This is a genomic window from Mesorhizobium sp. CA14, from assembly GCF_020165195.1.
GTDB lineage: Bacteria > Pseudomonadota > Alphaproteobacteria > Rhizobiales > Rhizobiaceae > Mesorhizobium.
This window is the reverse complement of sequence record NZ_JAIUHR010000001.1, coordinates 347,411-360,768: the sequence shown is the minus strand read 5'-3', so window position 1 is coordinate 360,768 and position 13,358 is coordinate 347,411. Positions and strand designations below refer to the sequence as shown.

Annotated in this window: 10 protein-coding genes; 5 read left to right on the top strand and 5 right to left on the bottom strand. The window is 64.9% G+C overall.

The features are described 5' to 3' along the window. Positions 1-2: 2 nt before the first annotated feature. From LB565_RS01735 to LB565_RS01725, 3 genes are all read right to left on the bottom strand, one after another. Complete coding sequence (locus tag LB565_RS01735; protein WP_224581458.1) at positions 3-1,475, bottom strand: MATE family efflux transporter; 1,473 nt, start codon at positions 1,473-1,475, stop codon at positions 3-5. Positions 1,476-1,594: 119 nt separating this feature from the next. Beyond that, positions 1,595-3,076, bottom strand: coding sequence for an esterase-like activity of phytase family protein (locus LB565_RS01730; protein ID WP_224581457.1), 1,482 nt, complete (start codon positions 3,074-3,076; stop codon positions 1,595-1,597). A gap of 156 nt (positions 3,077-3,232) precedes the next feature. Beyond that, on the bottom strand, positions 3,233-4,258 hold the full coding sequence (locus tag LB565_RS01725; protein WP_224581456.1) for a LacI family DNA-binding transcriptional regulator: 1,026 nt from the start codon (positions 4,256-4,258) through the stop codon (positions 3,233-3,235). A 197-nt stretch (positions 4,259-4,455) separates the two neighbouring features. Here LB565_RS01725 and LB565_RS01720 point away from each other — a divergent pair, with 197 nt between their 5' ends. The 5 genes from LB565_RS01720 to LB565_RS01700 all read left to right on the top strand — a co-directional run bounded on the left by LB565_RS01720 (position 4,456) and on the right by LB565_RS01700 (position 9,429). Further along, a complete protein-coding gene (locus LB565_RS01720; protein WP_224581455.1) occupies positions 4,456-5,487 on the top strand; it encodes a Gfo/Idh/MocA family protein in 1,032 nt (343 codons plus the stop codon). Then, positions 5,484-6,392 carry a sugar phosphate isomerase/epimerase family protein gene (locus LB565_RS01715; RefSeq protein WP_224581454.1) on the top strand — a complete coding sequence of 303 codons (909 nt, stop codon included), beginning with the start codon at positions 5,484-5,486 and terminating at the stop codon, positions 6,390-6,392. The genes LB565_RS01720 and LB565_RS01715 overlap by 4 nt, the downstream gene beginning before the upstream one ends. Positions 6,393-6,492: 100 nt before the next feature. After that, the gene (locus tag LB565_RS01710; protein WP_224581453.1) at positions 6,493-7,506 is read left to right on the top strand and encodes a substrate-binding domain-containing protein; all 1,014 of its coding nucleotides are present in this window, start codon (positions 6,493-6,495) and stop codon (positions 7,504-7,506) included. A 76-nt stretch (positions 7,507-7,582) separates the two neighbouring features. Then, positions 7,583-8,371, top strand: a complete 789-nt coding sequence (locus LB565_RS01705) for an ATP-binding cassette domain-containing protein (protein ID WP_224581452.1) — start codon at positions 7,583-7,585, stop codon at positions 8,369-8,371. Further along, positions 8,371-9,429, top strand: a complete 1,059-nt coding sequence (locus tag LB565_RS01700) for an ABC transporter permease (RefSeq protein ID WP_224581451.1) — start codon at positions 8,371-8,373, stop codon at positions 9,427-9,429. The genes LB565_RS01705 and LB565_RS01700 overlap by 1 nt, the downstream gene beginning before the upstream one ends. 9 nt (positions 9,430-9,438) lie before the next feature. Here LB565_RS01700 and LB565_RS01695 read toward each other — a convergent pair whose 3' ends face one another. Together LB565_RS01695 and LB565_RS01690 are read right to left on the bottom strand one after the other, a co-directional pair. Then, entirely contained in the window at positions 9,439-12,078 is a 2,640-nt protein-coding gene (locus tag LB565_RS01695) for an ATP-dependent helicase (protein WP_224581450.1), read from the bottom strand. A 43-nt stretch (positions 12,079-12,121) separates the two neighbouring features. Next, positions 12,122-13,321 carry a flavin-containing monooxygenase gene (locus tag LB565_RS01690; RefSeq protein WP_224581449.1) on the bottom strand — a complete coding sequence of 400 codons (1,200 nt, stop codon included), beginning with the start codon at positions 13,319-13,321 and terminating at the stop codon, positions 12,122-12,124. Positions 13,322-13,358: the final 37 nt, after the last annotated feature.

The following is a 13,358-nucleotide window of genomic DNA, read 5'->3' as shown; positions in this document are numbered from 1 at the left end:
GATTAGCCGCTCGGCGTCTCCGGCAGGAGTTGCGCGCGCTGGCGGGGCACGCCGAGGCCGGTGTCGGGCGGCTCGCCGGCCGCCGGCCGGTCCTCGATCATATGCATCGTGCGCCAGCGGCCGAAGCGGTAATAGGCGGCGGCGAGCACGAGCGACGTGATCGAGCCTGCCGGAAAGCTCCACCACAGCGCCTCCTGGCCGATGACGCTGCGCATGGAGTAGGCAAAGCCGGTGCGAATGATCAATACCGAGATGATCAGGATGATCAGCGGCGGCATGACGGCGCCGGTGGCGCGCACCGTGGCGAAGAGCACGATCGTGATGCCGAACAGGATGAACGACCAGGACGCCACCCTGTTGATATGGGCGGCAATATCGATCGCGGTGCTGTCGTTGCTGAGGAAAAGGCTGAGCACGGCGCGGTCAAAGACGAAAAGCAGAGCCACCAGCGCACCGGTCAGCACCAGGTTGAAGCCGACGCCTGAGGCCGCGACCTTGCCGATGCGGTCCCAGCGTCCGGCGCCGACATTCTGCGCCGCCATCGAGGAGACGGCGGCGCCGATCGCGAGAGCCGGCATCTGGATATAGGTCCAGAGCTGCGCGGCGATGCCGTAAGCGGCTGCAACCTGCGAGCCATAGGAGTTGACGATGCCCATCACGGTGAGCGCGGCGGCCGAGATGACGATCATCTGCAGGCCCATCGGAATGCCCTTGAAGACGACGATGCGCAGCAGCGCCGGATCGGGCCGAAGCAGCGCGAGATCGCTGCCCGCCAGCCGCAGCGGGTGCTTGCGCACATAAAGCACGATCAGGATGGCGATCACGCTCACGGTCTGGCCTATGAGCGTCGATGTCGCCGAGCCGGCGATGCCGAGCTCGGGGAAGGGGCCGACGCCGCGGATCAGCAGCGGATTGAGCACGACATCGAGCACGACCGCCAGCGCCATGAAGACGAATGGGGTCCGCGAGTCGCCGGCGCCGCGCAGCACGGTCATGACGAAGGATAAAAGGTTCATCATCGGCACGGCGACGAAGATGATGCGCAAATAGGCGCGCGCCAAAGGCAAGGCATCGGCCGGCGTGCCGAGCCCGGTCAGGATGGCGTCGACCCAGATCCAGCCGCAGACGGCGAACACCACCGAGACGAGGAAGAAGAAGGTGGCGCTGGTGCCGACGATGCGCTTCGCCTCGCTGAGGTCGCGGGCGCCGACAGACTGCGCCACCAGGATGGTCGCCGCCATGCCGATGCCGAAGACGGTGCCGAGGATGAGAAAGAGCACCAGATTGGCGTTGGAGGTCGCAGTCAGCGCCGCCTCGCCGAGGAAGCGGCCGACCCAGACCGCGTTGATCGAACCGTTGAGCGACTGCAGCACGTTGGAGCCCAGCACAGGCAGGGCGAACAAAAGCAGCGTGCGCGGGATAGGGCCGCTGGTCAGGTCGTGAGTCCGCCGGCGGGCGGGCTTTTCGTCATCCATGGCAGCACCGAAAATGAATCAGGCCCGCGATGCTATCGCAGGCCTGATGCTCATGCATCCCTTCCGCGCGGACCAGATGCCGGAGGCATCCATCCAGAGCAGAACTAGTTAGGGCAGAACTAGTTCGCGGCGAGGCTGTTCCCGGACAGTCCGGGCAGGGTGACCTGATAGACCAGGAAGGTGGTGTCGACATCGGCGCCGTCCTCGGCCTTGTACGAAGCGCCGACCTGGAAGCCGTCCTGTGTAAGGAAGTCGTTGTCGTTGGCGACGAACAGGAAATAGTCGTCGGGCAGCTTCGGATCGAGCACGGAGACCAGCGACATCGCCTCCCACTTCTCGGACAGGTTGTTCCTGTCGTTCGGCGCGCCATTGTGCAGGCCGAAGCGGCCAAGCTCGCCCTTGTCGTTGATGTCGATGAACGGCGTCAGCTTGGCCGGCGTCACCGACGGGTCGAGCTTGCCCTTCGGCGCGACCGGCTTGTCGGCGGCGTCGAACGGGCCGTTGGCGATATCGGTGGCGAGGGAGAGGTCGACGATCTCGATCTTGCGATAGAGCGACTCGTCGCCCTTGACGCCCTGGCCGTTGCCAGAGTCGCGCGCCAGCATCAGGAAGCTCTTGTCGGAGAGCGCGACGATCTCGCTCTGCGCGGCCACCTTGGTCTTGCCCTTGGCATCCTTGAAGACCGGCAGCGGCACGACATATTCATGCGCCAGCTTGAGATGGGCAAGGTCGGAAGCGTCATAGACCAGCGCGCGGGTGTTCTGGCGGGTCGAGCCGGAATCGCCGCCGTCCTGGCGGGCCGCCGACTGCAGCACGGCGATCAGGAACTTGCCGTCCGGCGTCATCGACATGCCTTCGAGGCCCTGGTTGTTCTGGCGGCCGGTCTCAGGGTCCTTCGGATCGGGTTCGGCGGCGCCCGGGCCGGGATTGTCGGAAGCGAAGTTCGGCTTGCCGTGGCGCATCGGCACCAGCGCCGCGGGCGGCTGGGTCGCCGACATCAGACGGCCTTCGGCCGAGAAGCGGTAGATGTTGGGACCATATTCGTCGGAGATGAACATCGTGCCGTCGGGCAGGCGCACGATCGCCTCGTCGTCCAGCGCCAGCTTGCCGTTGTCGGCCTGCGGCAGGATCGGCATGTCGCCGGCGGCTTCGCGCACGCCGTTCAGCGGATCGAGGCCGGTGGCGTCGGCGCCCTTGTGGTCGGTCAACAGCATGGTGTCGGAAAGCGTCGTCTTGACGCCCGTCTGTTCCTGTCCTGCGGCGGGCGCCGCGCCGGGAGCAGTCGGGGTCAGTTCGATCAAAATGGTGTTGAGGCGCGGGCGATAATCGGTGGTGCCGACGACATTGTAGCCGCGGTCCGGCAGCAGCCAGAGCGAACCCTTGTAGCCCGAGCCGTCGCGCGCCCAGGACTTGGCGTCCATCGCCATGCCGGACCCCGAACCGAAAGTCTCGCCGAACTTGTCCTTCTGGCTGGCCGGAATGCGGCCGACGCCGACTAGTCCCTTGTCGACGTAAGCGACGCCGTCGGCAAGCGCCGGCGTCACGGCGGTGAACAGGGCAAGCGCCGCGCCGAGCGCGACGGTTCGGTTGAGGTGTTTCATCGATATCCCCTTCTTGACGAGCAGAGCGGCGTTGGCTCAAAAGGGCGCGCGGCATCGACGATGCGGCCAGCCCTAGCCGTCGAGCGGTCTAGGACGTGAACGTGATGGTTGCGTGACAGTTTCCTTCTCCCACAGGGGGAGAAGGGAAAGGGGTGCTCAATCGCTCTCTCTTGCAATCAGCTCCAGCGGCCAGACCTCGCGGATGATGCGTGTGCCCTCAGGTCCGGCGAAGGCGGGAAGCGAGGCGAGCAGCATCTCGGCCAGCCGCCGGCCCATCGGCTCCAGCGACGGACGGAAGGCGGTCAGCGTCGGCGAGAAGTAACGGCAGAGCGGCGTGTCGACGATGACGATCACGGCCATGTCGTGGCCCGGCTTGATACCCATCTCGGCCAGCGCCTTGCAGCCGCCGAGCGCCATAGCGTCATTGTTGAAGATGATCGCCGTCGGCGGGTTCTTGGAGCGCATTACTTGCGGCGTCACCTGGTAGCCGCCGGTCTCGTTGATGAAGCCATCGGCGATCAGGTCGGGGTCGACCTCGATACCGTGCCGCTTCAGCGCCTTGCGGTAGCCGTCGAGGAACAGGTAGCCGAAGTTGAGATCAAGCGAAGGGCGGATCGCGGCAATGCGGCGGTGGCCGCGCGCGACCAGCCGGTCGACGGCTTCATCACCCGCCCTCTCGAAATCGATATCGAGTGAAGGATACGTGTCGCCGCCGGACTGACTTCGGCCAAGCGTGGCGAAGGGAAAGCCGGCCTTGCTGAGATAGTCGATCCGATCGTCTTCCCTTCGCGTATTGGCCAACACGACCGCGTCGGCCCGGCGCGTCTCGACCACGCGGCGCAACCGCTCCTGCTGATATTGGCCGGGCTCACCCATGACGACCATCAGATCCAGGTCATGCTCGGCGAGCCGCGCCTGCAGGCCCGTCAGGAACGGGATGAAGAACGGCTCGCCATATTGCTGGTCGCCGGGATGCGGCTGCAGCATGAAGGCGATCGAACGGGTGGCGCCCTGGCGCAGGCTGCGGCCTGACTGATTGGGCGAATAGTTCAGCTTCCTGGCCGCTTCGAGCACGCGCTGGCGCGTGTCGGCATTGACGTCGGCGCGGCCGTTCAGCGCGCGCGACACGGTGCCGATCGAGATGTTCAGGTGACGCGCGAGATCGTGGATGCTGGACGCCAAGGACGGATTCTCCCCCTGCCTTGGCTAGCACCGGCTGCCGCTCAGGCCAAGGCTTCGGGACGATTTTTGCAGGCAGCCGGTTGACATTCTACGCTATCGGGTGTGTTCTCGTAAACGTTTACGGAAATACGTTTACGGTGATGCCGTGGACGCCGTGACACTCGGCCTGAAGGGGCCGAGCCGAGGAGGAGCGCTGGATGATGAAGGTCGTCCTGGCCGGGTGCGGAGCGATGAGCAAGCACTGGCTCGATGCCGTGAAGCAGATCGACGGGCTCGCCATTGTTGGCCTCGTCGATCTCGACGCCGACCGGGCGCAAGCGAGGGCGCGCGAGTACGAGCTCTCCAATGCAGTGATCGGCACCAGCCTCGACGCCGTTCTCGATGAGACGAAGCCCGACGCCGTATTCGACGTCGTGGTCCCGGCAGCCCGCCGCGAGGTCGCGCTTTCGGCCTTTGCCCATCATTGCCATCTGCTCACCGAAAAGCCGCTGGCCGACAGTCCCGAAAACGCGCGGGTCATTGTCGAGGCAGCGCGTCGCGCCGGTCGGGTCCATGCCGTCGTCCAGAACCGGCGCTACGTCGCCAATGTCAGGCGCATCAGGCGGTTCCTCGACTCCGGCGCTATCGGCGCGCCGACCAGCATCCATGCCGATTTCTTCGTCGCGCCGCATTTCGGCGGCTTTCGCGAGGAGATGCGCCACGTGCTTTTGCTCGACATGGCGATCCACACTTTCGACGCCGCGCGCTACATGGTCGCCGGCGAACCGGCCGGCGTCTACTGCCAGGAATGGGAGCCGGCCAATTCCTGGTACCGGCAGGGCTCATCGGCGAGCGCCGTCTTCGATCTCGGCGGCGGCAAGGTGTTCACCTATGCCGGCTCCTGGTGCGCGGACGGTTTTCGCACCAGCTGGGAAGGCAGCTGGCGCATCGTCGCCGAGCGCGGCAGCGTGCTGTGGGACGGCCATGACGGGCTCAAGGCGGAGGTGGTTGCGTCCGGCCGCGACGGCATCATCGACAAGACCCAGCCGATCGAAGTGCCGCCGCTCGATCCGACCGACCGCGTCGACGGCCATCTCGGCATCATCCAGGATTTCATGCACGCGATCGAGACCGGCGCCGAGCCGGAGACGCGCGGCGCCGACAACATCAAGAGCCTGGCCATGGTCTTCGGCGCGATCGAAAGCGCGGAGAGCGGGCGGCGCGTGGCAATCGCCAAGGAAGCACAATGATGCCAAACCCGCTTCTCGACATCAGGATCGGCACCATGGTGCGGGCCAATCTCGACGACCCGGCGGCCTATGTCAGGCAGATCCTGCCGCTCGGCTTCGAGAGCATCCAGCCTTTCTTCTGGCAGACGTTGGGCGGCAAGGACCTGAAGCGCCTGGCGGGCGAAATCCGCGAAGCGATCGGCGATGCCGACGTCACCGTGTCGTCGATCGGCGTGTTCGGCAATCCGCTGGAAGGCGGCGAGGTTGATCGCGGCGTGCTCGCGGCCTGGGAGACCGTCATCGACAATGCGCATCTGTTCGGGACGTCCATTGTCAGCGGCTTCACCGGCCGCATCCGCGGCAAGAAGCTGACCGACAGCCTCCCACGCTTCCGCGAGGTCTGGGGGCCGTTGGCGAAACGCGCCGCCGACAAAGGCGTGCGCATCGCCTTCGAGAACTGCGCCATGGACGGCAACTGGGCGAGCGGCGACTGGAATATCGCACATAACCCGGACGCCTGGGAGCTGATGTTCAACGAGTTGCCCAACGACAATCTCGGCCTCGAATGGGAACCCTGCCACCAGCTCGTTTATCTCATCGACCCGATACCGCAGATCCGCAAATGGGCGCCGCGCATCTTCCATGTCCACGGCAAGGACGCGACGGTGCGCTGGGACGTGATCCGCGAGCATGGCGTGTTCGGGCGCCTGCCTTTCGTGCAGATGCGCACGCCGGGTTTCGGCGACAGCGACTGGACGCGGGTGATCAGCGAGTTGCGGCTTGCCGGCTACAAGGGCGCTATCGACATCGAGGGCTGGCACGATCCGGTCTATCGCGGCGACCTAGAGATCACCGGACAGGCGCGTGCGCTCGACTATCTGAAGCAATGCCGGGGAGGGTCCAACTACCTGCCCAATCCGGCCTGAGGCCAAGTTGAGGATTGGCCGGCGGGAGGAGCCGGCCGTCCGAAGACGCAGATCAATTCGAAAACCCTCTATCGGGAGGGATCAAAAGGGAGGAACGTGCATGAGCATGACGACCAGAAGGACTGTTCTGCGCTCGACCGTCGTGGCGGCCGCCACGGCGCTTTGCGCCTCGATCTCCACCTTGCCGGCACAGGCGCTGGACGCGCAATGGTGCAAGGACGTGCACATCCGCTTCTTCGTCGGCGGCGCCGAGGGCGATGCCTTCGGCACCATCGTCTATAATGGCGCCAAGCAGGCGGCTGCCGATCTCGGGCCGAAAGTCGACTACATCTTCTCGCAATGGGACGTCGAGAAGATGGTGCAGCAATTGCGCGAGGCGGTCGCGGTCAAGCCCCAGGGCATCGCCATGATGGGCCATCCGGGCGACGCCGCGATCATGCCGCTGGCCGAACAGGCGCATAAGGACGGCATCAAGATGATGTACCAGAACGTGCCGGTGCCGAAGGTGGTGGCGGCGTTCGGCGGCGGCTATGTCGGCGCGCAGCAGGAGCAGCAGGGCCGCGCGCTCGGCGCCGAGGCGTTCAAGCTCGGCAAGCTCAAGGCGGGCGACAAGGCGATCATGATCGGTCCGTTCGAGAACGAGAACCGCGGCGCGCGCGAGCGCGGCACTGTCGCGGCCCTGAAAGAAGCCGGCGTCGAGGTGATCCAGCTGTCCTCGCCGCCGAGCGGCGAATGGGCGTCCGATCCCAACCTCGCCATTCCGGTGATCACCGCGGCGCTGCTCAACCACCCCGACGTCAAGGCGGTCGGCTATCCCGGCGGCCAGATGCTCGGCAATGTCGCGACCTATATGCAGGCGGCGGGCAGGAAGCCGGGTGACATTTTCAACTTCGGCTTCGACACCAGTCCGCAGATCGTCGAAGGCTTCAAGGGCGGCTGGGTGCAGCTGACAGCCGACCAGCAGCCGTTCCTGCAGGGCTATCTGCCGATCCTCAGTCTTTGCCAGCAGGTGGTGCTTGGCCTCGCGCCGATGAATGTCGACACCGGCGCCGGCTTCGTTACGCCGCAGAACTACGAGATCGTCTCCGAGCTGGCCAAGCAGGCATTGCGTTGATCTCCCAAGCCGCCGGCCGGGATTATTGCCCGGCCGGCGAGATGACCGGCAGGCAGTCAATTCCAGCGAGGATCGCATGAGCGAACGCATCATCGAACTGCGCGACATCAAAAAATCCTATGGCCAGGTCTATGCGCTCGGCGGCGTCGACCTCAGTGTCGATCGCGGCGAGGTGGTTGGCCTGATCGGCGACAATGGCGCCGGCAAGTCGACACTGATCAAGATCCTGTCCGGGGTGGTCAAGCCGACCAGCGGCGAGATCCTGGTGCGCGGCAAGCCGGTCAGCGGATGGAGCGCGGCGCGCTCGCGTGACGCAGGCATCGAGACCGTGTTCCAGGACCGGGCTCTGGCCGTGCAGCAGACGATCGTGCGCAACATCTTCATGGGCCGCGAGCTGACCAGCTTCATGGGCTGGCTGAAGGTCAATAAGGAGATCGAGGAGGCAAGCCGGCTGATGCGCGAGATCGGCTTCACCTCGAAAGTGTTCACGCCGCATTCGATCGTCGGTCAGCTTTCGGGCGGCGAGCGCCAGGGCGTGGCGATCGCGCGCGCCATCTACAAGCAGGCGGAGCTGATCATCCTCGACGAGCCGACGACGGCGCTGTCGCTGACCGAGACCGCCAAGGTCTTCCATTTCGTGCGCCAGGTGCGGGCGAGCGGCCGCTCGATCCTGTTCATCGGCCACAACATCCACCATGTCTTCGACATCGCCGACCGCTTCGTCGTGCTAGACCGCGGCAAGGTGGCGCTGACGGCCGGCCGCACCGAAGTCAAGTCGGCCGAGGACCTCATCAATTTCATGGAAGACGTGGCGCATCCCGGCGGGTTGCCGGGGCTGCACGACGGTGCGGAGCAGAGAGCGTGATGAGCAAGGCGATGGAACCCGATCTGCAAACTCCTCTGGGAAGGGCAAGCGGCCAGGTAGCCAAGAAGCCAGCCAAGGAATGGAGCCATCCGTCCAACCATTGGTTGCGCGGCTTCGTCATCGACAATCGCGCATCGCTCGGCACGCTTGCCGTATTCATCGTCATGATGGCGGTGTTCATCATCGCCAACCCGACGGTGTTCACCACCTGGTATCTCTACAGTTCCGTGCTGACGACGCTTCCCGTCGCGCTATTCGTGGTCGTGCCGCTGGTCTTCGTCGTCACCTGCGGGGAGATCGACCTGTCGTTCCCGGCGACGATGGGCTTTGCCTCCTGGGTCTTCGCGCTGGTGGTGCAGGCCGGCTACGATCCGTTCCTCGGCATCGCGGCGGCGCTTCTTACCGGCACGCTGCTCGGTTTCCTGGTCGGCTCGCTGGTCGTCTATGGCGGGCTGTCGTCGCTGATCGCCACGCTCGGCATGAACTTCCTGCTGCGCGGCCTGATCCAGATCATCAACGAAGGCAAATCGACGGCGCTGACCGGCCTTGCAGACAGCTCGGCCTACAAGATCTTCTCCAGCCAGGTCTGGGGCATCCCCGTGCAGATCTTCTGGGCGATTGCCTTCGTCGTCTTCTCGGCGCTGCTCTACAACCGTCACCGCTTCGGCGCGCAGGTGAAAGTGGTCGGCGACAATCCCGACAGCGCCAGGCAGATGGGCATCGACGTTAAATGGGTCCGGGTGAAAGTGTTCGTCTTCGTCGGGATTGGTGCGGCGATCGCCGGCACCTTCTCGGTGATGATCAATTTCACCTGGTGGCCGACGGCGGGCGATGGCTATCTGTTGCCGGTGCTGGCCTCGGTGTTCGTCGGCGGCACGCCGACCTGGGGCGGCATCGGCACGGTGGTTGGCGGCGCGATCGGCGCGGTCACCGTTTCGTTCATCCAGACCGGGGTTGTCGCGGCGGGCCTGAGCGGCTTCTACGTCCAGTTCTTCAACGGGCTGATCATCATCCTGTCGCTGCTCGGCCACAAATGGAACCAGGCAAGGTACAGGTGAGGAGGCCGGTCACACCGGCGCGACAAACCCGTCCAGCACGCGTTTCTGCCCGGCCTTGTCGAAGTCGATGGTGAGCTTGTTGCCGTCGATCGCGGCGATGTTGCCGTTGCCGAATTTCTGGTGGAAGACGCGGTCGCCGACATTGAAGGCGGATGGCGTGTCGGCGACGGATTTGGCCACCAGCTCGCCCTCGATGGTGCGGCCCTTCACGCTGGTGCGGCCGGCGCCGTAGCCTGAATCGGTCTCGCCATAGCCGATGCGCTCGACCTGGTGGCCGGAGCGCGTGCCCCAGTTGCGGTCGGTCGCCTCGGTGCGGTTCGCCTGCGCGCGTTGCCAGCCGGGCGTGGCATAGGTGTTGGAGAAGCTGCCCTGGTCCTTGGCGCCGATATTGTCGAAGCGCGAGGCGCCGTAGGGGTTCTGCCGTCCGCCGCCGCGCCCGGAAGCGAAGGCGCCGCCGCCATAGGGATTGCCGTAGCCGCCGTAGCTGTTGCCGCTGTCGGCGATATCGATATGGGTTTCGGGCAATTCGTCGACAAAGCGCGACGGGATCGTCGATTGCCACAGGCCGTGAATCTGGCGGTTGGAGACGAACCAGATGTGCAGGTTCTTCTTGGCGCGCGTCAGGCCGACATAGGCGAGCCGGCGCTCTTCCTCGAGGCCGGAGCGTCCGCCTTCATCCAGCGCGCGCTGATGCGGGAACAGGCCTTCCTCCCAGCCGGGCAGGAAGACGGTCTCGAATTCAAGGCCCTTGGCCGAATGCAGCGTCATGATCGAGACCGCATCTTGCGATTCGCCTTGCTCGGCTTCCATAACCAGCGCGACATGCTCGAGGAAGGCGCGCAGCGATTCATACTCCTCCATGGAGCGGATCAGCTCCTTGAGGTTTTCCAGCCGCCCGGGCGCCTCCGCCGAACGATCGTTCTTCCACATGTCGGTGTAGCCGCTTTCCTCGAGGATAGTCTCGGCAAGCTCGGTGTGCGGGGTGGTTTCCAACGCCTTTTGCCAGCGCTCGAAATTGGCCGCGACCTCACGCAATGCGGCGCGCGGCTTCGGCTTCAGCTCGTCGCTTTCGGCAAGCGTCGCGGCGGCCTCCAGCATCGGAATGCGCATGGCCCGCGCCGTATCATGGATCTGGCGGATGGTGGCTTCGCCCAGCCCGCGCTTCGGCACGTTGACAATGCGCTCGAAGGCGAGGTCGTCGCCGCCATTGGCCACGACGCGGAAGAAGGCAAGCGCGTCGCGGATTTCCAGGCGCTCATAGAAGCGCGGGCCGCCGATAACGCGGTAGTTCAAGCCCAGCGTGATGAAGCGGTCTTCGAAGGCGCGCATCTGGAAGGAGGCGCGCACCAGGATCGCCATGTCGTTGAGATTGTGCTTCTGCCGCTGATAGGCCTCGATGGCGTCGCCGATGGCCCGGGCCTCTTCTTCCGAGTCCCAGGCGGCGTGGACATGCACCTTGTCGTCTTCGGGGTCGTCGCGGTCGGTGAACAGCGTCTTGCCGAAGCGGCCCTCATTGTGGGCGATGAGGTGGGAGGCGGCGCCCAATATATGCGCGGTGGAGCGATAGTTGCGCTCCAGCCGGATAATAGTGGCGCCCGGGAAATCCTTGTCGAAGCGCAGGATGTTGTCGACCTCGGCGCCGCGCCAGCCATAGATCGACTGGTCGTCGTCACCGACGCAGCAGATGTTGACTTTGTTCTCGCTCACGGCCGCGCGCTCGCTTCGCTCACTGGCCTCCGCAGGGGCGGCCTGGCCGGCCGACGCCCGGTCGGGCTTGCGGCCTTCGGCCGATGGGCCGCGTCCAGAATTGGGCCTCTGCGCCAGAAGCCGCAGCCACATGTACTGCGCGGTGTTTGTGTCCTGGTATTCATCGACCAGTATGTATTTGAACTTGCGGTGGTATTCCTTCAGCACGTCCGGATAGGCGCGGAAGATGCGGATCGGATGGTAGAGCAGGTCGCCGAAGTCGCAGGAATTCAGCGTCTGCAGCCGTTCCTGGTAGGCCTTGTAGAGCTGGCGGCCCTTGCCGTTGCCGAAGCTGCGCGCATCGCCTTCCGCGATTTCGTCGGGGCCAAGACCCTTGTTCTTCCAGTTGTCGAGCATCTGGGCGAAGGTCTTGGCCGGCCAGCGCTTGTCGTCCAGCCCTTCGGCCTGGATCAATTGCTTGATCAGCCGCACCACGTCGTCGGTGTCGAGGATGGTGAAGTCCGATTTCAGCCCGGCCAGCTCGGCGTGGCGGCGAAGCAGCTTCACGCCGATCGAGTGGAAGGTGCCGAGCCAGGGCATGCCCTCGACATTGCCTTCACCGATCAGGATACCGATGCGCTGCTTCATCTCGCGCGCGGCCTTGTTGGTGAAGGTGACGGCCAGGATCTGCGAGGGGAAGGCCCTGCCCGTGGCAAGGATGTGGGCGATGCGGGTGGTGAGCACCCGCGTCTTGCCGGTGCCTGCGCCGGCCAGCACCAAAACCGGGCCTTCAGTCGTTTCGACCGCAAGCCGCTGCTCCGGGTTCAGGCCCTTGAGATAATCGGGCACGCCGTTCTGCCCGCTGCGCGCCGCCATGGCGCGCGCGGCTATGCCGGATGGGGCCGCAGCGGGCCGCGCATTCGGTTCATCGAAAAAAGGCATGTCTTCGGAAAAGCCCGACATCGCCCCCGAATGTAGTGATTCGGGAGCGAAAGACCAGAACTGTCTACGTTTTGTTCCAGGTTTTGGCGATCCGCATCCGCTCGCTTATCGTATCCGCCACGTAGCCGGCGTCTCTTTCCGCGCCGTGAATCATTGTCGAGGAGGGGGAGTGCTGGAATGGCAGGCCGCAGACGTAGAGCCCAGGTTCGCCGGTAACGGCCCCGCGATATTGCCCCGGCCGGCCGCTTACATCGAAAACCGGCAGTTTGACCCAGTCCAGTCCGGGCCGGAAGCCGGTGCACCAGATAACGTTCTCGACATCGAGAGCCTCGCCGGTCTCGAGCACCGGTTTGCCGTCCTTGACGGCGGCGACACGCGCAACCCGGTTTATCCCGGCCGCGTCCATGTGTTGCGGTCTTACCCGGATCAGGGGCAGGCCATGGACGAGATGTGCTGGTCTTGCCTTCCGCCCGATCGGCGTATCCACGGAAAGCAGACGGTGGAGAAGGACGCGGAAAACGAACGGTATCACCACACGGAGAGCGATGGTGCCGTTGTAGGCCACGGGAATGTGGCCTGGATGCCGGCCGGCCAGCCAGACGCGGCGCGTGCCAGCCAGGTCCATGGCAATCTCCGCACCTGAATTGCCGGCCCCGACCAGAAGTACCCCGCCAGGCCTGAGCTGCGACGAATTTTGGTAGGCGGATGAGTGGAATTGCCGTATCGCGGGATCAAGCAGCGCGGCGAAATCCGGAAGCTTCGGCTTCTGGTAGCTCGCGGCGGCAATGACGACATGATCGGCGGTAAAACGGCTCGCGCCGGCGGTGACGACATAACGCTCGCCGTGGCGACTAACCTCGTCAACCTTGGTGCCCGTGCGTACGGGCAAGGCGAATTTCTCGGCATAGGCTTCCAGATAATCGGCCATTTCATCCCTGGTCGGGAAGAAATGAGCGGGGGCCGGAAAACGCATGCCCGCCAGTCCGTCGAAGCGCGCCGGCGTGAAAAGGCGCAGCGAATCCCATCGCGCGCGCCAAATATCCCCGACGCGCTGGCGAGCTTCCAGGATGACGAACCTTATCCCCTTGCCGGCCAGATAGTAGCCGACGGAAAGGCCGCTCTGGCCTGCGCCGACGATGACGACGTCGAAATGCTCCTCTCGCGGCGCGGGGCGCGGCTCGCTGTCGATGTTCGCGTCGCCCGGCTGCGTCTGCGCGGTGTCGGCCTGAAGTTTCATGAAGGCTGCTCCGAGTTCGAGCAGCACACCGGCACGCGCCTTCGTCTCCGCTATGCCGATTGCG